A 21917-nucleotide genomic window follows, 5' to 3' on the forward strand; every position below is an offset into this window, starting at 1 on the left:
TTCAATATGCCGGATCAGGGCACTTTATCAAAAGCAACAACCGTAACAGCTGCCTGACCGGCATTGGCCGTAGCTTTTAAATAAATACGGCCATCGGGCGTACTATTGTAAACAGCTCCGGGAGCCAGCAGGCTTCTCAATGCTTCGTTTACCTTGCCGGCATAGGTCGTTTGGGTGCTGGCAGTGATCGCATCATTCAGCTGGTTATAATCCAGTTCCTTTTTGCTGGCAACAATGGCGATCTGGTCCCTGGTGCCCTGGTTATCTGCCTCCATGGATTCCGACCTTGGAAACAACCGGTAACCGGTGATGCCACAGTAAGGCGAATGTTTGGAAACCGCCTGCCCGGGTTTCAGGTAGGGAAACAGTACATAACTGCTGCCGGTGGTTTCCTGGCCAAAAATATAGATATAACATTCGGTAGTGTTCTTTACCTCCATTTTAAAACGGGTACCTACCTTTATCGGCGTTACGGTTTGGAAGGCATTGCTTCCCGTTGATTTTAAACGGATGTATTGTTTGGTACTATTGTCAACCAGGCCCACATTACATTCCAGCGGCATGGCCGCTACGTTGGCCGCTTTAGGTAGCGGATCAATACCATAAGCCTCCCGTACATAATTTTTAAAATCGCCATAGCGTATCCAGGCTACACCGTTAGTCCCCCATTGAGGCGTCCAGCTGTTCATGATCTGAAAGGCACCGCCGTATTTCCGGTCGTCATACCCGATCACGCACATCGCATGGCCCCCCATGCCTACCTGCGACTGGTCCATCCCCTGCGGCTGCCAAAGATCCTTGCCCATCATATCCTGCATAAAGCTCTGGCCCACCAGCATACCGATCACAACCGGTGCATCCTTGGCCAGATGTTCTTTGAGTGCTCTTACGCTGATCTGGTTCAGGTTATCGCCCTGCGTAAGCCGTGTAAAGCCATGGATGGTATGCTGACGCCCCGCCTGAAGCGCTGCGCCATCCGGTGTCCGGCTGCAATCCTGGTCATCGTAAGGATATGCGCGCAATGGCACGCCCCCGTTGGCTTTCATGGCTTCCATAGCCCGTTGTATATACGATCCCTGGCAATCGCTGCCCAGGCGGATCTGGTTGTATAAATACGAAGGGCTGAATGCAATGGTATTCGGATCCTGCCCGGTTGAAGCGGCCGTTAAAATGGTTTGCGCTGCATAAGCACTGCTCCAGGCCACACAGCTTCCCTGCTGTCCCTGATCACCTCTTTGGGGCGCAAAACGCAGCAGGGATACGGCTTCCGGAAGCGGGTTCTTATTGTTATTTTCTTCCAGGCCTTCATAAATCTTAGCCTTATTAAATTCGTTGGGGCTATAGCTATAACCACTTTGAGAGAACAATTGCTGCGCCGCATCACTTAAACCGCCGATATTACTGCAGCCGCCACGCCCGCCCAGGAAATAAACCGCTGCTGCAATGATCACCAATACAATGATCCCCTTTCCCCGGAACAGTCCCAGCAATAAGGGCAGCAGTCCAAACAATCCGCTTCCACCGCCGCCCGGACCAGACCCGCCACCGCCACGGTCATCATTAAAGTCGTTATCCCCGCTATTGGGGTCATCCGTCATTCTGATAGGCATAGATTAAATTTTGTATAAAAATAATATGGAGTCGGGAAATAAGCAGCAGAAATTTGGTCTGTTATCAGATTTCAGATCTCAGCTTTTAGCTGTAAGCGTTCAGCCTTTAGCATTCAGCATTCAGCTGATTTTAGAACTCACCCCAGTTTTATCATTCCTCCCGTTTTTACAGCCTTATAGATCGCGTCGATGAGCACCAGGTCACGGACCCCTTCTTCCCCATCAACGGGTATTACCGGCTTTTTATCGTCCAGGATAATCGCCGCCATCTCATCCATTTGAACGGCCTGCTGCGGGCGGTCGGAGCTAATATCCAGCGGACCTTTATGCGTTCGTCCTTTAATAGGTCCATAACTGGAAGCCGGCTGCAGCTCTGCAAATCCTTTATCCCCGTTCAGGAAAAACCGGTCGAGATTGTTCATATTATAAGAAGAAAGACAGGAGGCCGTGACGCCACTTGGAAATCCCAGTTGAAACGTAATGGTTTCGTCTACCCCCTCTTTAAACTTTACCGGATCGGTTTTGGTTTCCTGGGCCGTAACCCAAACCGGTTCCTCTCCTACCATATACCGGCAGCCATTCAATGCATAAATACCAATATCCATCAGGGCGCCTCCACCGGCCAGGGCTTTATTTACCCGCCATTGGGTGGGATCACCCAGCCGGAACCCCGAAAGTCCCTGGAAAAATTTAATATTCCCCAGCTCCCCGGCTGTACGCATCCGGTGAATTTCCAGCGTGAGTGGCTCAAAATGCATCCGGTAACCCACCAGTAATTTTTTACCTGCCTTTTTACAGGCTTCCACCATTTCGCGGCCTTCTTTAGCGTTCAATCCCATCGGCTTTTCGCAGATCACGTGTTTGCCTGCCCGGGCACTACGGATCACCTGGTTGTGGTGCAAGGCATTGGGGGTAATTACATACACCGCATCGATATCGGGGTTATTGCGAATGGCATCAAAATTTTCGTAGTTGTACCGGCTCTTTTCGGGCACATTATATTTTGCGCCCCAGGTTTTTAGTTTTTCAGGTGTACCGCTGATCAGGCCGGTGATCTTTGCTCTGCCGGATTGCTGCATGGATTCGGCAACGCGGGTGGCGTAACCGCCCAGACCCATCAATGCCACCCGCAATACCGGGCCATCGGCGGCCTTTTGTTTTAGCAATGAAAAACTGCTTGCATTTAGTCCCTGGAATGTATAAAGTCCAAGGGCAGAAAGTCCCATCTTCTGAATAAAATTCCGGCGTGTACGCATGTGATCGATGTTTAGGGTTCAGGGATCGCCGCGCCGCCGTTATCCGTAACGGAACCGGGAAGATACGGCCGGTTATCCCGATATGTTTTTTACCAATTTCAATGCTTTCTTCAGTTGCTCCTCCTGTGTCAGGTTTGTATTATCGATTACGATGGCATCCTTTGCCTGTCGCAGGGGGCTTACTTCACGGTTAGAATCAATATAGTCCCGCATCTGGATATTTTCCGCAACCTCTTCAATCGTTATATTCGGGTTTTTCTCAACCAATTCTTTAAATCTCCGTTCTACACGTACGGCATTATCTGCCGTCATGAACAGTTTCAGCTCTGCTTTGGGAAACACTACCGTACCGATGTCGCGGCCGTCCATCACGATGCCTTTTTTCTTTCCCAGCTTCTGTTGTTGCGCTACGGCAAACTCCCGCACCGCTTTCACCGCAGCCACTTCGCTCACCTTTTCCGCAACGATCAGGTCGCGGATGAGGTATTCTACATTTTCATCATTCAGGTAAATCTCAATCGTGCCGTTCTGATCATTGGTCCGGAAGTCGAGCTCGATATCTTTCAACGCTTCTTTTACTTCTTTTTTTTCGGTCCAGTCGATATGGTTTCGCAGGAAATAAAGGGTGATCGCCCGGTACATTGCTCCGCTGTCCACGTAAATATATCCCAGTACTTTAGCCATCTGTTTGGCCAGGGTACTTTTTCCACAACTGGACCAGCCATCTATCGCAACAATAATCTGTTTCATGTTATCAACGCTCCTCTTAAAACCACCACGTACAATTCATCCGAAATCACAGGCAAGATACAATTTTATTAAGGGATAATTGTGGCTTTTAGAATAAATTTGCAACCGGTACTATAATTAAAATCTTATTCGTATATTCAGACAAACCTTCGACTATGATCCTAAAGCAAATCGCCTCTTTATTTTCAGCCGGTGCTCTGTTCTTCCTTATCGCGTGTAATGGTGGCTCCGACAAAACCCCGGATGCGGAAGCGGACAAGGACACTGCCAGTATCAGCAATACCGCCGTGGTGCGCGAGCTGCCCCATGTAAAAACGGAGCCCGTGGAGTATGAGGATGGCATCAAGTCATTTAACAGCATCATGGCGTACGACAGTGCCAATGCCGGAAGAAAACCCATTGTACTGATCATTCCGGAATGGTGGGGGGTTACGGATTATGTAAAGGACCGCGCAAAGCAGATTGCAGAACTGGGCTATTTCGCACTGGTAGTAGATATGTACGGTGGAGGTAAAATATTGAATAATCCAAAAGATGCCGGCAAGGAGGCTATGAAATACTATAAGAACCCCCAACTGGCACAAGAACGGTTTGACAATGCGCTGGCAATTGCAAAAACCTATCCGCAGGCGGATACGACCAAAATTGCAGCAATCGGTTATTGCTTCGGAGGCTCCATGGCTTTAAATATGGCGCGCCTGGGCGAACCTCTGAAGGGAGTGGTAAGCTTTCACGGAGGCCTGGAAAACAACGGGCTCACTGCAAGAAAAGGTGGTATTATACCTTCCATTCTTGTTTTAAATGGGGATGCGGATTCTTTTGTACCGGTAAGTGCTGTGAACGAGTTTAAAAAGGAAATGGAAGCGGCAAATGCCAATATGCAGTTTATCGGTTATCCCAATGCCAAGCACGCTTTTACCAACCCCGGGGCTACCGCCATCGGCGAAAAATTCAAGCTGGATATCAAATATGATGAGGCTGCGGACAAGGCGTCCTGGGAAGAAATGAAAAAATTCCTGGTAAAGATATTTTCCTGAGCCGGCGGTTGTGATTTGAAGCCCGGCGGACAATGGAGAGTAACCATCAATGTCGTTTTCCTACGTTGTTTTTATGATGGTCGCAGATGCGCTGATTGCGCCTGCGGTGCTTTTGCCGTAGTAGTCTCGGCAATTAAAGCCGGTACAAAATCTGCGTATCTGCGGCTTTAAGAAAACCACATTGAATAGTAATGGTACCGGCATCTTTGTGGTTGAGTGTTACCGCAACGGGCGCGAGGGCCGCGCCAGGTTCGCCAGGACACCTGCCATAAGGACTTTCATTGCCTTTGCGGATGCATTGCGTCCATCGTGGTTAAATTACCACAAAAAATCGCTTAAGAAAATAGCATTGAATGGGCAATAGATCTTCAAATACGAAACGAATCTAACTGAAACTTTAAACGTTGAACCTGGAACCCAAAAACTAAGCAAGATACGCACCGGTAACCTTATCGCCGTCTACCTCTACATAAATATGATCCTGAAGTGTAGTGGCAAGGGAAATTCCTTTATAATCCGGTGTAATGGGAAACAGGGTATGGGTACGCTCTACCAGCACCAGCGTCTGGATGCGCGCGGGATGCGCATTCAAAAATGGTTTTAATGCATAAAGCAGTGTTTTACCGCTGTTGGTTACATCATCAATCAGCACGATCACCTTATCCGTAAAATCCATTTCCCGGCTCAGTGTTACAGCCTCCGGCTTTTTCTTGTTCAGCTGCAGGGTGAGCAACTCGGTAGCGATCTTACTGTTTTTTTGGATCAGTTGCTGTATGTTTTTTGCCAGCACCACACCGTGTTCTTCAATACCTACGAGGATCAGCTCCGGCACATCCAGATTGTTTTCAATCAGTTCCAGCGCCAGTCGCTGCAATTTCTTCTCCACGGTTTCGGTATTCAATAGATATTTTTTCACCTGCGATGCGTTTAAATTGCTTTCAAAATGCCTCTACTTGTAAAGGAAGCCGTAAATTAGCACTTTGTAACTGAATGCTCATGCAAATTGCTCAACAAATTTTATTTGTACTGTTATTTATCGCCGCCGTTGTATTTTTTGCAAAAAAAATAACGCAGATCCGCCGGAATATCAATCTGGGAAGGGATGAAGCCATCAACGATCATCCGGATCAGCGCTGGCGGAATGTGTTGTTGCTGGCTCTCGGACAAAAAAAAATGTTCCGCAACCCACTGGTAGGTGTACTGCATTTCTTTGTATACGCTGGTTTTATCATCATTAATATCGAGGTCCTTGAAATCATCCTGGACGGTGTATTGGGTACGCACCGGCTGTTTGCCGGGGCACTCGGAGGATTTTACACCTTCCTGATCAACGCTTTTGAACTGCTGGCACTGGCTGTGCTGACCTTCTGTGCCATTTTCCTGATCCGGAGAAATGTATTAAAGATCCGGCGCTTTTTAAGCAAGGACCTTAACGGCTGGCCCCGCAGCGATGCCAATTATATTCTTATTACAGAAATTGTGCTGATGGCATTGTTTCTTACCATGAATGCCAGCGATACCTTGCTCCAGGCACGCGGCGCGGAGCATTATGCGGCACATTTTACCGGTAATTTTATTATATCCCAGTACCTTCAACCATTGATCAGCGGGCTTTCCGATGGTTCGCTGCAGTTGCTGGAACGGGCCTGCTGGTGGCTGCATATCATCGGCATCCTGGCGTTTTTAAATTACCTGCCCTACTCCAAGCATTTGCACATCCTGCTGGCATTTCCCAACGCTTATTACGCCCGGTTAACACCCATGGGTGAAATGGAGAATATGCCCGCGGTACAGAACGAGGTATTATATGCCATGCAGCCGGAACTGGCACCAACCGATGCCGCCCCCCCTTCCCGCTTCGGGGCAAAAGATGTAACGGACCTCAGCTGGAAGAACCTGCTGGATGCCTACAGCTGTACCGAATGCGGCCGTTGCAGTGCTGCCTGCCCGGCAAACAGTACCGGCAAATTATTATCTCCTCGTAAGATCATGATGGATACCCGCGACCGCGCAGAGGAAATGGGTAAAAACATCACCCAGCATAAAGAATGGAAAGACGACGGTAAAAGCCTGCTGCACGATTATATTTCTGTGGAGGAGTTGCGGGCCTGTACCACCTGTAATGCCTGTGTGCAGGAATGCCCGGTAAGCATTAATCCGCTTGATATCATTCTCCAGCTGCGCCGCTACCTGGTAATGGAAGAAAGCAATGCACCCCAGGAATGGAATACGATGTTCAGCAATGTAGAAAATAATTTTGCTCCCTGGAAGTTCAGCCCGGATGACCGGGATGCCTGGACACAAACGATGTAGATTCAAGTTTCACTTTTAAGCTCCTCAGTCAGGAGGCCGTACACCCTCCGATGACAAGGCAGGTTATGCTATTCAAACCACCCCTTTAACATTCCGTACTTATTATCCGCTATCACCTGGACTGAAATGCAGGTATGGCGGATATCTTTTTAGCGGCCGGTATATTGATTTCATTACCGTTCCGGACCGTATCGAATCCGGAACCGTATTAAACCGGCATATGGAAAACTACACATTTTTGCATCTGGATATATATATGAAAAAATCCTGTTTCTGACCCTGGCCACCGCCCTGCTGATGTGGTCCTTGATCATTTGCAGCTACTACGCATTTAGCTATCCGCTGCCCTTTGATATTGCATACCTGGCAAAGCTGGTGGAATGGCGTCCTTTACTTCTTTTATACCTGGCATTACTCCTGTTTGCTTTCACACTTGCATTCGTTATCTCCCGGAGGCATTCCTTTATCAGGGTATTTTTTAAGATCGCATCTATCCTGCAGGTTATGGCAGCCTTACTTTTTATGGCGTTGGGGCTAACAGGCATTTATAAGACCCACCAGAAGTATAAGGAAATGATTTGGGAAACAAAAAAGCGGGCGGAGAATGACATACAAAAAGACGCTGTCACCTTTGTATCCTATGGGTTGCCGGTATATGATTCAACCGATCTGAAAAAAGACAGCATCCGGGCCAGGTATGGTATCTCCACCAGTTTTTATTGTGTGCTTGGGCCGATTGAGGAAAAAGCAGATGCATACTACGAACAGTTAACCGCGGATTATCTGAATAAAAGAAATGGCCGGGGCTGGAAGAAACGCATGCAAAAGGAACTGGATGCCTGCTGCCCTTAATGCATTAAAACCTGGCGTGTACGATCATCGGTCCTTTTCCTGTTCCGTTTCATGGAGCTTGGCGCTGATATCTTTCTTTTTGATAAACATCCGCCAGGCCTGGATCAGCGCCGTTATGACAAACACGCCACCGATGATGTAGTTCATCAACGACTGGTTATTCTGGATCTTACCGGCGATCAGCCGGCCGCCAAAAATGAATACACAGTTTCCCAATAAGGTACCCAGTCCGATGCCTACAATATAAAAATTATAATAAGAAGCCTTGGGCTTCAGCACATTCTTTGTAAATAACACCGTGCTCCAACCGAACCAGAACGGGATCTGCACCGGGTTGACCGCACTCATGGTAAGCCCCAGTAAATAAGACGGAAGGTTATTGTTTAATATCACGTTCTTTCCACCGGAAGGATGCATGGCTGCATACAGACTGGAAACAGCCAGCGCCACAATAATCAGCAGGGTTAACCATTCCAGCAACCGGAAGATCTTTTCCTGCTTGCGCACCCAATCCATCGCCACCAGGGACAGCCGCACATACACCACCTCCGCAGTAAGCGAACCCAAAGAAAACAACAGCGCATTTTTAACAGACTGGCTGATCGCGATCTGCATAGCCGCGATATTTAATGTGCCCAGGGGCAACGATCCGAGAAAGCTCACCAGCATTCCCGTAAAAAAAATCTTCACCAAGCCTCCTGCCTGTTGTTCACTCACGATTTATCATTTAGTTTTTGCCTGCAAGCATCGGTACAAACGAAAAATTATCGAACAGATCTTCCTTTATCGTTCCGTCGGTTTGCTTAATGATCCGCCGCATCTGTTGTACATCTCCCGCGCCTACCGGTATTACCATCATGCCCCCCGGTTTCAACTGTTCTACCAGTTTTGGTGGAATGGAGGGTGCCGCCGCCGTAATGATCACCCGGTCAAAAGGACCGTAGGTAGGTAATCCCTGGTAACCATCTCCATAAAAAAATTTTATAAATGGAAATTGTTTAAGATAGGTGAATTTTTTGTTTTCCTCAAACAGTTTTTTCTGCCGTTCGATCGTAAATACTTTTAATCCCATTTTTGCCAGTACCACGGCCTGGTACGCACTTCCCGTACCAATCTCCAGCACTTTTTGTCCGGGTACGGTTTCCAGCAATTGCGATTGATAGGCCACCGTATACGGTTGCGAAATGGTTTGTCCTTCACCAATCGGGAACGCCCGGTCCTCATAGGCCACATCATCAAAAGCCGAATCCAAAAAGAAATGGCGGGGAATGGTGTTCATAGCTTCAAGCACCGCTTCATCTGTTATGCCCTTTTCTTTTATTACTTCTACGAGCTTTTTTCTTAATCCCTTATGCCTGTATGTATCATCTAACGTCCTCCTCATAAGTGTGCAAATGTAAAAAAGCCTGGCCTATTTGGCACATATATCCGTTAAATCTTATCCCCATCCCCTTCTGAAATGCGTTTCCTGTTGCGTTCTGCACCAGTATTCCGTTACCATCCGTAAAATGCGCCGGGTTATGTAATTTTACCTAAAAGCGCATCCATTAATAAACGTCTTTATATGAAAATACTGAACAGTGGCATCTTTTTATTACTGATTATCCTGTTTACCTGTATGAAACCAAACGCACAAACGATCAAAAATTATGAAACGGAATGGAAGACCGTTGAACAATACATAAACAAGGGGCTCCCTGCATCGGCCCTGGCAACCGTAAAAACCTTGTACACCCGGGCAAAAACCGATCGCCAGGAGGCGCAACTGGTGAAAGCCCTCATCTATATGAACCGGCTCCAGGATGAAAACCGCGAAAACAATGCCCTTTCCAGTATTACGGAGCTGGAAAAAGAAATAGCGGGCAGCAAGGGAGCCGTGACGGCATTGCTCAATAGTTACCTGGCCGGCGTATACCAGTCTTATTTTAATCAAAACCGGTATCAACTCTATAACCGTACCAATACGGCCGGTTTTCAAAAATCGGATCCGGCTACATGGACCATCGATGATTTTACACAAAAGATCAGCAGCCTTTACCTGGAATCCCTGAAGGACGAGGCGCTCCTGCACCGGGTACGACTGGAAGATTACGACGCGCTTATTGAAAAAGGCAATACCCGGAGCCTGCGTCCTACCCTTTACGATCTGCTGGCCTTCCGGGCGCTCAGCTATTTTAGCAGCTCCGAACGTTCGGTCACTCAGCCGGCCTATAAATTTGAGATCAACCAGCCGGCCGCATTTGCACCTGCCGCAGACTTCGCGGCCAACCGGTTCGAAACCCGGGATTCCCTTTCATTATCATTTAAAGCGCTGCAACTGTATCAAAAGCTGCTTCAATTTCATTTAAATGATCCCAAACCGGATGCATTGATCGATGCAGACATCAGCCGGCTACAGTTTGTATACGAGCACGCGGTAAACCCGGATAAAGAAGCCCTTTATTATGCGGCGATGGAAAAGCTCACACAGCTGCATAAGGGTCAGCCTGCGGCCACGCAGGCACTGTACCTGATGGCACAGTGGCATTATGCTCAGGCACAACTGCCCAACAACAGCAAAAATCCTGAGAACAGGGACCTGATAACCGCCAAAAACATCCTGGAGCAGATCGTTGCAAAAAAAGAACGTAGCGAAGGAAGCGCCAATGCCTATAATCTGTTGCAACAGATCAGGCAACCCAGCTTTAGCTTTCAGCTGGAAAAGGTAAACCTGCCCCAAACCCCGTTCCGCATACTGGTGTCTTATAAAAACGTACCCCTGGTTTACCTGCGGGTGGTAAAAGCCACGGAATCACTCAAAACAGCTATTAAAAACCGCAACGGCGAAGAAAAATACTGGGCACAACTGGCCGCAGCCACGCCGGTGCAATCCTGGGAGCAGGCTTTACCGGCAGCTGACGACTATCGTTCGCATAGTGCAGAGATCAAAGCTGAAGGATTACCTGCAGGGGAATATTTCATTTTTACTTCCCTGAACAAAGCGTTTAGCCAGGACCAGAACATCCTGGCTTTTCAGCTCGTTTATCATTCCGGCATCAGTTATGTAAACCAGAAAAATGATTTCTTTGTACTCGACCGTAACAGCGGTCAGCCCCTTGCCGCAGCAAAAGTTACCATCTGGCAAAAGCTATATGATTATAAGACCAGTACCTATCAGAACACTAAAGTAGCAGAAACGACGGCCGACAAAAACGGGTATTTCCGGATGAATGCCGGTAACTCCGGGAACGGGAAGCGGAACCCGGGAAATAATTACCTGCTGGATATTACCTATAAAGACGAACGGTTCTTTATGGACGATAACAATTATGGTTATTATTATTACAATAGTTATGAGCCGGCGGAAAACCAAAAAAAGAACACTTCTGTTGTGCTATTTACCGACCGGAGTATTTACCGGCCCGGACAAACGGTTTATTATAAGGGCATTGCCATGAGCCATGAGCCGAAGGAGAAAAAGTCGACGGTATTAGCAGCATTTAAAACAACCGTAACGCTTTACGACGCCAACCATCAGAAAGTGGCCTCAACAGACCTCGTCACAAACGATTTCGGTTCCTTCTCCGGAAGCTTCCAGTTACCGGAAGGCTTGCTGAACGGTAATTTGAGTATTGCAACCCCGCAAGGCAGTATTGGCTTTAAGATGGAAGAATACAAGCGGCCCAAATTTTTTGTAGACTTTGAAAAACAAAAAGGCACGTATAAGCTGAATGAAAACATTACGGTTTCGGGAACCGCAAAAGCCTATGCCGGTAACAATATCGACGGAGCTCATGTCAAATACCGGGTGGTACGCAAGGCCCGGTTTCCCTACCCCTGGATCTTTGCCCGTTACTGGTTCCCCATTAACCAGGAGCAAATGGAGATCACGCAGGGAGAAACCCAAACCGATGCCGATGGACGATTCAAAATCGTTTTCAATGCGATCCCTGACCGTAGCATCGACCCCAAAATGGACCCGGTGTTTGACTACCAGGTTTATGCAGATATCACCGATGTAAACGGAGAAGTCAGAAGCGGCGAACGGTCTGTTTCCGTCGGCTACAAATCGTTGCTGCTACGTGCGGATATTCCCCAGCGGATCAGTGTAACAGCTGCAAAACAATTAAATGTCCGCACAGAAAACATGGCCGGCGAATTTGAAAAAGCCGGCATCCAGATCAGCATCAGCCGGCTGTTGCCCGAACAACGCCTGTTGCGGAACCGGTACTGGGAGCTGCCTGATCAGTTTGTAATGACCAGGGAAGCCTATGTGCAAAGTTTTCCCAATGATATTTATAAGAACGAAAACGATCCTGCCAGCTGGCCAAAAGAAAAAGAGATCCTGAGCCAACCGGCCACTACCGACTCCACGGGCATCATCCGGTTATCACGCCCCATCACAGAAGCCGGTTATTATGCCATCGAAATAACAACTAAGGATAAGGATGGCAACGCCATAAAAGACGTGCATTATACGGAGATCTACCAGGAGCAGCAGCAACGCCCCACCATTCCGCAATACCTCTGGACGAAAGCATCCGGCGCTATTGAACCCGGCGAAAAAACCACCGTAAAAATCGGAAGCAGCGCACGGAATGTATTCCTGGTACAGGCCCTTGACAAAACCACCACCGGTTATAGCTATGCATCCCTGAACGATGAAATAAAGAGCTTTGATTTTGGAGCCACGGAGGCAGACCGGGGCGGGTACGGGGTTAGTTATATGTTTGTAAAGAACAACCGGCTCTATACCAACTATAATATCATCTCCGTGCCCTGGAGCAATAAGCAACTGAAGATTACTTATGAAACCTTCCGGGATAAAACCCTGCCCGGAGCCGAAGAGAAATGGAGTGTTCTGCTCAGCGGCCATAAGAGCGACAAGGTAGCGGCGGAAATGCTCGCGGGTATGTACGACGCGTCTCTCGACCAGTTTTACCCGCATCAATGGAACGTACCTGGCATTTGGCCCAATTACTACAATTATACCAACTGGAATGCAGCTGCCAATTTCAGCAATATCCATTCGATGGCCCGTACAACGCTTAATTATGATTACCAGGATATCGACAAACGCTATGACCAGCTTTTTGGCCCCGAGCTCCCGGGTATTTATGGATGGGACGGACCGATAGGATTGCGGGCCAGAGGTGCAGTGGCAAATGAAACGGTGGCTATGGCAACGGGTGCCAAAAGAAAAGACCTGACCGGGTCGGTTAGCGCCATGCAAAGCGAAATGGCACCGGCTCCGGCGGTAATGGACGGTAAAGGAATTGAAGAGCTGAAAGATTCAGAAACAGTGGCGGCAACAACCGGGCTCCCACAGGATCCGGGAACACAGATCCGTAAAAACATGAACGAAACCGCCTTCTTCTTCCCGGATCTGAAAACCGATGAAAAAGGAAATATCCGTTTTTCCTTTACCATGCCCGAAGCACTGACCCGCTGGAAGTTCCAGGCCCTGGCGCATACAAAGGAACTGGCTTTTGGCTATTCATCCCGGGAGATCGTAACCCAGAAGGAGCTGATGGTGCAGCCCAATGTACCCCGGTTCTTAAGAGAGGGCGACAAGCTGGAACTCAGCAGCAAAATTGTAAACCTTTCTCCAAAAGAAGTTACCGGTATCGCCACGCTGCAATTGTTTGATGCGGCCACCAATGAGCCGGTGGACGGCTGGTTTAAGAATGCCATTCCGCAACAATACTTTACCATTGCCGCGGGACAAAGCCAGGTTGTGCTTTTCCCGCTTGAAGTGCCCTACCAGTTCAGCAAACCGGTTACCTGGCGTATCGTTGCAAAAGTGACCGGCAGCAATGACGCTACCGCCCTGAGCGACGGCGAAGAAAACATGCTTCCGGTACTCACCAACCGGATGCTGGTTACGGAAACCCTGCCCCTGCAATTACGGGGCTCCGGATCAAAAAAATTCAGCTTCGATAAACTGCTCAAAAGCGGTAACAGTGAAACCCTAAGTACCCAGGCCCTAACGGTTGAATACACTTCCAACCCTGCCTGGTATGCCGTGCAGGCACTGCCCTACATGATGGAGTATCCTTATGAATGTGCCGAGCAAACCTGGAACCGTTATTATGCCAACTCGCTGGCAACCCTGATCGCCAATAGTTCACCGAAGATCAAAAAGATCTTCGGTACCTGGAGCACACAGGATACAGCGGCATTGCTGAGTAATCTCCAAAAGAACCAGGAACTCAAATCGGTATTGCTGGAAGAAACGCCCTGGGTATTACAGGCGCAGAACGAAAACCAACAGAAAAAGAACCTGGCCCTGTTATTTGACCTGGTGCGTATGAGCGGGGAGCTCAACAAGGCCTACGATAAACTGAGTCAGCTACAAAGCTCTAACGGTGGCTTTGTATGGTTCAAGGGCGGACGCGACGACCGGTATATGACGCAGTATATTGTAACCGGCATTGGCCATCTGAAGAAAATAAATGCCATCGAAAAAACACAGGCGCAAAAACTGGACAATATGATCAGCAAGGCGATCCCCTATCTCGACGGGAAAATAAAGGAAGCGTACGATGAACTCATCCGCAGCAAAACAAAGCTGGGTGAATACGTTCCCTCCTATTATGTGATCCAGTATTTATATATGCGGAGCTTCTTTAACCAGATCAGCATTGCTCCGAACGCCCAAAAAGCCGCCGCCTATTTCACCGACCGGGCCGCCAAAACATGGGTAAAAACCAATAAGTACATGCAGGGCATGACCGCGTTGGCCCTGCATCGCAAAGGAGACGCTGTAACTCCCAAAGCCATTTTAAAATCGTTGAAAGAAACATCCATCAATAACGAAGAACTCGGCATGTACTATAAAGATGCCGCCCGCAGCTGGTGGTGGTATGAGGCGCCTATTGAGCGTCAGGCATTGATCATTGAGGCCTTTGAAGAAATCGCAAAAGACCGGGCAACAGCAGACGACCTGCGCACCTGGTTATTGAAAAACAAACAGACCAATAACTGGGAAAGCACCAAGGCTACGGCCGAAGCTTGTTATGCATTATTGTTGCAGGGCACCCAATGGTTAAGCATTGCGCCCGAAGTAACCATCGACCTGGGCGGACTAAAAGTGGAATCGGCACTGGAAAAAACAGAAGCCGGCACCGGTTATCTGAAAAAGATCATCTCCGGAGAAAAAGTGCGCCCGGAAATGGGGAACATCACCGTTTCCATAACAGATCCTGTATCCGGATACCAAAAGAGCAAACTGCCCACCTGGGGCAGTCTGTACTGGCAGTATTTTGAAGATCTCGACAAGATTACCTTTGCCGCAACACCTTTAAAACTTAACAAAAAATTGTTTATCGAAACCAACAGCGACCGGGGACCTGTATTAACTCCTATAACTGAAGGTAACACGGTAAAAGTGGGCGATAAGATAAAGGTGCGTATAGAGTTGCGGGCAGACCGGGATATGGAGTATGTACACATGAAGGATATGCGGGCCAGCAGTTTTGAGCCCACCAATGTGCTCAGCTCCTATAAATGGCAGGGCGGACTGGGGTATTATGAAACCACAAAGGATGCCAGTACCAATTTCTTCTTTGGCTACCTGCCCAAAGGGACTTATGTTTTTGAATACAGTCTGTTTGCCACAGTAGCCGGCAACTTCAGCAACGGTATCACCAGCATTCAATGCATGTATGCCCCGGAGTTCACCGCACATAGTGAGGGTGTAAGGGTTACAGTGGGAAAGTAAACGAAGCATTGAAGCCGGACGTTGAACAGAAGCGGAACAAAACCGGAAATCGTATAGTAAAGACAACTACTTTCAATTAAAACAGGTATTATTGGTACTCAAAAGAGCGAAACAACATTATGCTGGATTTAAAGAAGCTACATCATATCGCAATCATCTGCGGTGACTATGCACGTTCAAAAAAATTCTATACGGAGCTCCTGGGCTTTACGATCCTGCAGGAAGTATACCGCAGCGAACGGGATTCTTACAAGCTGGACCTGGCACTGAACGGGCAGTATCTTATCGAGCTATTCTCCTTCCCCGCTCCGCCGGCACGCCCTACAAGGCCGGAGGCCACGGGTCTCCGGCATCTGGCCTTTGAAGTAACGGATGTAGAAGCCGCCGTTCAGCAACTGCTTGCAAAAAACATAGCGGCAGAGCCGGTTCGGGTGGATGCATATACCGGTAAAAAATTCACCTTTTTCGCGGATCCTGATGGATTACCGATCGAGTTATATGAACAGTAGATCATAAAGTTTCTGCTATCTTTGCCGCACAACATAAACCCTTATGAGAAAAGAATGGATCTTACTGTTGTTGTTGTTTATTACGGCTGCGGTAAACGCACAATACCCGGTCCTGGAGCAAACAAGTTACAAGCGGGGGTTGTACCGAAACTTTGAAGAATTTAAAAACAACAATCCTTCACTGCCGCTTACGTATCAAATCTTTTCGGAAGACACCAAACCCTCTCTTTTTGATAAACGGGTGCAACGTCTTTACGAACTGGAAATTCGTAAGAAAGAAGGACGGAAGATCGGACCTGTATTTGGTTTTTGTGATGGCACTTATATTTATATATGGTCACGTTCGTATAAAAAGGATGCATTCCCGCTATTCTCGGACGCCCCCCTCGGTCCAAATGCCCGTTTTGCCAAATTGCTGATATTGGACACCATTAGTTACTTTGAGGATATAGGTGTATCAGCGCCTGTTGGTGTTCCGGTAGTAGGTCCCTACGGGATAACCTCCGGAGGCGCAAACCCATCCCTGTATGTAAGGGGTAATATACTGGATATAAGGACCGGCAAACTCACCGAATTGACAAAAAGAATTTTAATAGAACGGATAAAAGACGATGTGGAGCTGTTGGCTGTCTTTGAAAAAGAATCCGGCAAGCAAAGAAAGCTGGGAGAATACCTGATGTATTATACTGCGCGAAAAAGAGGTTCGCGGGAGCTGCCACAGTAAAACCGGATTGCACCATGATTGCTCAATGCTATTTAAAATAAAATAAATGAAGATGCGAATAGTTTTACTGTCTATTGTTCTGGCCCTCGTTTATGGAGCAAACGCACAAACCATTAAGGTTAATGCCGGTCCCGAGTTCCTCCACTCCTTTAGCCACGATCCCGGTTTTTGGGGTGCCGGCGTTTCTGCACAGGGCGAGGTATGGGTAAAAGAGCGGTTGGGCCTGGGTTTAAATACAGGCTTTTTAAGATTTGCCAGCACCCGGCCTCTGATACCAACAGGTACCATCACCTATAATGCGATTCCGGTACTGGCAGTGATCAAATATCCATTGCCCCTTATTAAAAACTTATACGGACAGGATGCTATGGGTTACACCATTGCCACCGATGTACATTACCGCAATAACGGCGAAAAGGTACCGGGAGGTTTTACCTATTATTTTTCCCTGGGGTATGAATTCGCCAAACATTTTGACGTGGCAGTAAAGGTTGGCCGTTCCCGGTTTGATAAAAAGGATCGCCCGGCCAATGTAAATGAACACAATTTGGGATTAAAGCTGGCCTATATCTTTTAAAAACGGCCGCCGCATACCCAAGACGGTAACGCCTCCTGGTTCAGGAGATTGTTTTCCGGATCAACTGTTGCGCGCGGTAATTCGCCTACAATTGAAACAGGCAGTTCTTATAGGTGCGGCCCGGCACCTGTTACATCTCAGGATTTGCCAGGTCGGGCCGCGTTCGCTTGAAGGTTCGTTGCTTTATCATATTGCTTAAGCGGAACATCATCCAGATGGCCAGCAAAGAAATGGCCGCTACTACGTAGCCAACAAAATTATAATGTTCGAGCGGACTGGTTTTTGTTTTCTGTACCACAATCATTCCGGCAACAGCAGCGGCAATACCACCTGCCAGTTGTTGGAGTGAGGCATTGATGCTCATAAAAGCGCCCCGGTCCTGCATTTCGGGTACGGCCGTTATCAGTGCCGTTGACGGCGTCATCCGGCCCAATATGCCCGCCATCATCAGGATGTTTATAAGCACCACCAGCCAGAAAGGAATCACGCCCAGATTTGTATACACCAACACAATAAGCATCATCCCAACAGTAGCCGTTGCAAAAATGGTATACTTATCTTTCTTATCACTCAGTTTTCCAATAAACGGCATGATCAGCAGGGCACTGATGCCGGAAATCATAAAAAGCAGCGGCAGCTGATGCTCCGTTACTCCCTGATTATTGATAGCAAAGGCGCTGCCGAAAGGCATCATCATAAATCCGCCGATGGACAGCAGCGCCGTGGTACCAAAACCAATCCGGTATTGCCTTTTTGAAAACGTGTTCCATAAATGCCGGAACGCCGAATGATCATGCTGCAACGCCAGATGTTTATTGATGGGCTTTAATTTCCACGAAACCAGCACTAAAATAATTACCGCCATACCCGCAATCCACAAAAAGGCACTGTGCCAGCCCCAGCTGTTGGCAAGGAACAATCCAACCGGAATGCCCAATACCTGGCTGGCACCAAATCCCATTTGCACAAATCCCATCACCCGTCCTCTTTGCTGCAGTACAAAAATATCGGTAATGATGGCCATAGAAATGGAACCGATCACTCCACCAAAAAGCCCGGTTATAATGCGTGCTGCAATCAGCATCGGATAAGAGCCGGCCATGCCACATAAAAAAGTGCCCGCTATAAAACCGGTGTAAAAAAACAGGAAGATCTTCTTACGATCAAACCGGTCTGCATATCCTGCAGCCAGCAGCCCCGAAAGTCCGGCACTGAACGCATAACTGGAAACTGCAATACCAAACTGGGAAGTGGTCAATCCCATCGACTTCATTAAAATATCCCCCATGGGCGACATAACCATAAAGTCGAGTACCACGGTGAACTGCGTCATCGCCAGTATAAAAATAACCAGTTTCTGGTAACCCGAAAGCGGCACCAACTCCGCCGTATTTTGTTGCATTTGTATGATTTTTAATTAACGGAACTACTCATTAGTCCAGCTCGGCACATTCAAAGCCCGCTTCCTGCAGCAACGTCTTAACTTCCTTTGCAGTTATGGTAGCGGCCACCACCCGGAGTACACAATCCGAATCCTGCTGATCAACGTTAAAAGCCAACAGTCCCTCCCGGTTTTCCAATAAGCGTTGTACCCGTTTTTTATTACGGACGGTTCTGATATTGGTTTTAAAAACCAGAATATGACTCAGATCGTTGCACATAGGCTTTATTTTTTACTCACAGAAGGGCTCAATGCGTCCAGTACCATTTCCAGGGTTTGAAGCATCAGCTCTTTTGTAAATACAAATTTTCTTCCACCCAATGAACTGCCCTGGCTGTGAAAGCGCAGCAATGTATAGAGCGGTCCATATACAATACTCCAAAATGCTTCAACCGGCATGGGTTTCAACTCCCCCCTGTCAATGGCATTTTGAACAAAAGCGCTCATTGCATCCTTAAAGACCCGGAGCTTTTTTTTATCCATGCATTCACCATAAGGCGAATGGCGGATGATTTCGGCACACATTGCCTCTAACGGGTATTTCAGGTAAAACTGTGAACGGTTTTCCCATTGTTTCCGGATCCCCTCACGAAACCGCATCTCCGGTGAAAACCCGCTCAACAGCGCATCCATGTGCCGGCTCCCCACATCATCTCCCAACTTCCGGATCAGATCATCCTTATCCTTATAATAGATGTATAATGTTGCCACCGATATATTACAGGCGCCGGCCAGTTTGTTCATGCTGAAGCCTTGAAGCCCCTGTTCCACCAGCATTTGAATGGCCGTATCCCGTACCAGGCGTTCCTTATTTAAATCGCGTCCCCTCATTACAGGCGCAAAAATAGGAAACAAAAATTAATAAGTGAGCGTTCATTCACTTTTATTTTATCTAACCCAGGGCTACTTCCATATTATCGTTGTATATGCCTCTGGTGATCTACCTTCGAAGTTTTTTTGTAGTAATGGTCAGCCGCACTATTGATCAAGCCCCAATTGTTTCCGGAAATCAATGTTCACCTGGTACTGTTCCTCAACCGGTATGATCTTCCTTGAGTTTTTGTTTATATCCTTTCCTTCTTTTGTCCATAAGAACGGATAAAAATTAAACACGTTATCACCCTCAAGGCCGGACACATCATTTCTCCAGCCCGTCCATCGGTTTCCCTGATAAAATTTTTCCAGGTCGCTGTTAAAACAAAAATGCAGGAAATCGGTATAGCCAATACCCAATGGCTCATACTCCAGGTTGTCCGGAGATAAATAATATATTTTCCCGGCATCTTTACCTAGTGCACCGCCATTCAACAGGAAAAATCCACCAATGGCATCATCCGCGATCAGTAAAAATGCGGGCGGTTCGCCGTAATCTTTAAACGATTTTCCTTTATTCCAGCGGGGCAGACTGCGCTTCAGCTTTTCACTACCCGATCCCAGGATCCGGATCCAGCCATCGTCGATCAGCAGGCCGCCGGTTTCATAAACAAGCGCTCCCATCGGCGACCGGGTGGTCACCTGCAGCTTCAGCAATGCGTCTTTCGCCCGGGCGGTATCCGCCGGTAAAATCGCCACTTTATTTTTTGCTTTTTTGATCCAATCCTGCACCAGGGGCCATGCGGGCTCGGTGGTATTAGTCAGTTCTTCAATCGGTTTCATATTCTTTTGAGCGGTTGTTGTTAAAGTAAAGATCATTAATGTCGCGAGCAACAGAAGACGTAGGCTATTACGCGTTTTTACCATAAGCGTATATTATACTATTGGCATCTGGCGCCGGCACTAAAATAGTTTATTTATTTTATTGAAAAAACAGATCGTTATATGCTATGCCAGGATCTGTGCTGCCGTACAAGTGTGCGACGCAACCCGGCTCCATAGCATTCCTGCAGCCGGGCTCATAAACCATTAAAATTATCTGCTGCTGCCCCGCACTACCAGCGCCCCTTTACAAATGGTCATATCTGAATGATGCACCGGGTACTTCTTGCTGAGCAGATCCAGCATATATTTTCCCGCGATCACTCCTATTTCATAGGGCCTTTGTGCATAGGAAGTCAACCCCGGTTCGATGATCGATGCAGCCGGATCATCACCAAAACCGGCCACAGCCATTTCATGCGGAATCTTGATTCCCTTTCGCTTCAGTAGCTCAATCAGCTTTACCGCACCGGCATCATATATGGTACAAATACCGTCCGGCGGATGTTTTAAGCTGAGCCAACGTTCCAGTGCCGCTGCTACCTGGTCGTGCAGGAACTTTGTATGCACCACCAGTTCTTTATCAAACGGAATACCGTGCTGCTGCAAGGCTACCTTGTATCCATTTACCCGCAATTTGCTGGCCAGCAGCTGTCGCGGCCCGGCCAGCAGCGCAATCCGTTTTTTCCCTTGTTCAATCAGGTGCTGCGTGGTGGTATAAAGCCCGTTAAAATCGTCTTCCACCACTTTAGGAATAGGCAGTTCCGGGCAGATGCGGGCAAAAGACACCAACGGATAGCCTTTGCCATGCAGAAGCTTAATGTGTTCAAAATCTTTTGTATCACGGGTATGACAAACAATAAAGCCATCCACCCTGCTTAGCATCAAGGCTTTTATATTTTCCTTTTCTTCCAGCGGCGACTCATCCGACTGCGCAATCACGATCCGGTAACCGATGCGGCTCACCGTGTGCTGAATACCACTTACAATGGCCGCAAAAAAAGGCTTCTGGATATCCGGTATCACCACTCCTAATGTACGCGACTCGTTCCGGATCAATCCCAATGCCAGCATATTGGGCTGGTAATCCAGCTCCTTTGCTTTCTTCAATACCGCCTCTCTTGTTTCCGGCAGGATATTGGTGCTGTTGGTTAACGCACGGGAAACCGTAGACTTGGAAATGCCCAGCTCACGGGCAATATCGATGATCGTTACCTGATGATTTTTCATCTATCCTCTTTTATACGTTATCAATGCTGCCAGACCTGCAGCGGCATGCTCATCCGGAAGTGCCATATAGCAAACCCTCCATCTGCAAAACAACCATTTTGATCATTAAAAACAAAATCGCCGCGTCTTGCTGAAAGATACGAAATTGTGGGAACGGTTGCGGGAATGTTCCCGCGTAAATTACAAGACAATTCATTGTTTTATCCGGAACAGGGCAATAG

At 47.8% G+C, this 21917-nt stretch carries 18 protein-coding genes; 7 read left to right on the forward strand and 11 right to left on the reverse strand.

Annotation, left to right across the window (positions count from 1 at the left end; all coding sequences use genetic code 11):
* Window positions 1–14: 14 nt before the first annotated feature.
* The 3 genes from LQ567_RS21930 to cmk form a co-directional block, all read right to left on the reverse strand.
* Window positions 15–1610: a C1 family peptidase gene (locus LQ567_RS21930; RefSeq protein WP_231007955.1), complete on the reverse strand. Its 1596-nt coding sequence runs from the start codon at window positions 1608–1610 to the stop codon at window positions 15–17.
* 137 nt (window positions 1611–1747) lie between these two features.
* Window positions 1748–2866 (reverse strand): Gfo/Idh/MocA family protein, encoded by a 1119-nt coding sequence (locus LQ567_RS21935; RefSeq protein WP_231007957.1) that lies wholly within the window; start codon window positions 2864–2866, stop codon window positions 1748–1750.
* Window positions 2867–2938: 72 nt separating this feature from the next.
* Window positions 2939–3616 (reverse strand): (d)CMP kinase, encoded by a 678-nt coding sequence (cmk, locus tag LQ567_RS21940; RefSeq protein WP_231007958.1) that lies wholly within the window; start codon window positions 3614–3616, stop codon window positions 2939–2941.
* Window positions 3617–3771: 155 nt separating this feature from the next.
* Between cmk and LQ567_RS21945 the strand changes: the two genes are divergently transcribed.
* Window positions 3772–4653, forward strand: a complete 882-nt coding sequence (locus tag LQ567_RS21945; protein WP_231007959.1) for a dienelactone hydrolase family protein — start codon at window positions 3772–3774, stop codon at window positions 4651–4653.
* Between the two features lie 424 nt (window positions 4654–5077).
* Here the strand turns inward: LQ567_RS21945 and LQ567_RS21950 are convergent, their stop codons facing one another.
* Complete coding sequence (locus LQ567_RS21950) at window positions 5078–5569, reverse strand: phosphoribosyltransferase family protein (protein WP_231007960.1); 492 nt, start codon at window positions 5567–5569, stop codon at window positions 5078–5080.
* Window positions 5570–5649: 80 nt separating this feature from the next.
* Here LQ567_RS21950 and LQ567_RS21955 point away from each other — a divergent pair, with 80 nt between their 5' ends.
* A complete protein-coding gene (locus LQ567_RS21955) occupies window positions 5650–6966 on the forward strand; it encodes a (Fe-S)-binding protein (RefSeq protein ID WP_231007961.1) in 1317 nt (438 codons plus the stop codon).
* Window positions 6967–7263: 297 nt separating this feature from the next.
* On the forward strand, window positions 7264–7818 hold the full coding sequence (locus LQ567_RS21960; protein WP_231007962.1) for an FEKKY domain-containing protein: 555 nt from the start codon (window positions 7264–7266) through the stop codon (window positions 7816–7818).
* Between the two features lie 24 nt (window positions 7819–7842).
* Here LQ567_RS21960 and LQ567_RS21965 read toward each other — a convergent pair whose 3' ends face one another.
* Complete coding sequence (locus LQ567_RS21965) at window positions 7843–8535, reverse strand: LysE family translocator (RefSeq protein ID WP_231007963.1); 693 nt, start codon at window positions 8533–8535, stop codon at window positions 7843–7845.
* Between the two features lie 10 nt (window positions 8536–8545).
* Window positions 8546–9202: a protein-L-isoaspartate(D-aspartate) O-methyltransferase gene (locus tag LQ567_RS21970; protein ID WP_231007964.1), complete on the reverse strand. Its 657-nt coding sequence runs from the start codon at window positions 9200–9202 to the stop codon at window positions 8546–8548.
* A gap of 180 nt (window positions 9203–9382) precedes the next feature.
* Here LQ567_RS21970 and LQ567_RS21975 point away from each other — a divergent pair, with 180 nt between their 5' ends.
* The 4 genes from LQ567_RS21975 to LQ567_RS21990 all read left to right on the forward strand — a co-directional run bounded on the left by LQ567_RS21975 (window position 9383) and on the right by LQ567_RS21990 (window position 17330).
* Window positions 9383–15520: an alpha-2-macroglobulin family protein gene (locus LQ567_RS21975; RefSeq protein ID WP_231007965.1), complete on the forward strand. Its 6138-nt coding sequence runs from the start codon at window positions 9383–9385 to the stop codon at window positions 15518–15520.
* 119 nt (window positions 15521–15639) lie between these two features.
* The gene (locus LQ567_RS21980; protein ID WP_231007967.1) at window positions 15640–16029 is read left to right on the forward strand and encodes a VOC family protein; all 390 of its coding nucleotides are present in this window, start codon (window positions 15640–15642) and stop codon (window positions 16027–16029) included.
* A gap of 43 nt (window positions 16030–16072) precedes the next feature.
* Window positions 16073–16753 (forward strand): hypothetical protein, encoded by a 681-nt coding sequence (locus tag LQ567_RS21985; protein WP_231007969.1) that lies wholly within the window; start codon window positions 16073–16075, stop codon window positions 16751–16753.
* 46 nt (window positions 16754–16799) lie between these two features.
* Window positions 16800–17330, forward strand: coding sequence for an outer membrane beta-barrel protein (locus LQ567_RS21990; RefSeq protein WP_231007971.1), 531 nt, complete (start codon window positions 16800–16802; stop codon window positions 17328–17330).
* Between the two features lie 130 nt (window positions 17331–17460).
* On the opposite strand, the gene LQ567_RS21995 is transcribed toward LQ567_RS21990, so the two are convergent.
* The 5 genes from LQ567_RS21995 to LQ567_RS22015 all read right to left on the reverse strand — a co-directional run bounded on the left by LQ567_RS21995 (window position 17461) and on the right by LQ567_RS22015 (window position 21696).
* Window positions 17461–18732, reverse strand: coding sequence for an MFS transporter (locus LQ567_RS21995; protein ID WP_231007973.1), 1272 nt, complete (start codon window positions 18730–18732; stop codon window positions 17461–17463).
* Between the two features lie 31 nt (window positions 18733–18763).
* Window positions 18764–18991: a hypothetical protein gene (locus LQ567_RS22000; protein WP_231007974.1), complete on the reverse strand. Its 228-nt coding sequence runs from the start codon at window positions 18989–18991 to the stop codon at window positions 18764–18766.
* Window positions 18992–18996: 5 nt separating this feature from the next.
* The gene (locus LQ567_RS22005; RefSeq protein ID WP_231007975.1) at window positions 18997–19626 is read right to left on the reverse strand and encodes a TetR/AcrR family transcriptional regulator; all 630 of its coding nucleotides are present in this window, start codon (window positions 19624–19626) and stop codon (window positions 18997–18999) included.
* Window positions 19627–19749: 123 nt separating this feature from the next.
* Window positions 19750–20427 (reverse strand): DUF2625 domain-containing protein, encoded by a 678-nt coding sequence (locus LQ567_RS22010; protein WP_231007976.1) that lies wholly within the window; start codon window positions 20425–20427, stop codon window positions 19750–19752.
* A 252-nt stretch (window positions 20428–20679) separates the two neighbouring features.
* The gene (locus LQ567_RS22015; protein WP_231007977.1) at window positions 20680–21696 is read right to left on the reverse strand and encodes a LacI family DNA-binding transcriptional regulator; all 1017 of its coding nucleotides are present in this window, start codon (window positions 21694–21696) and stop codon (window positions 20680–20682) included.
* Window positions 21697–21917 lie beyond the last annotated feature (221 nt).

It is taken from the genome of Niabella pedocola, from assembly GCF_021044425.1.
In the GTDB taxonomy this organism is placed as follows: domain Bacteria; phylum Bacteroidota; class Bacteroidia; order Chitinophagales; family Chitinophagaceae; genus Niabella; species Niabella pedocola.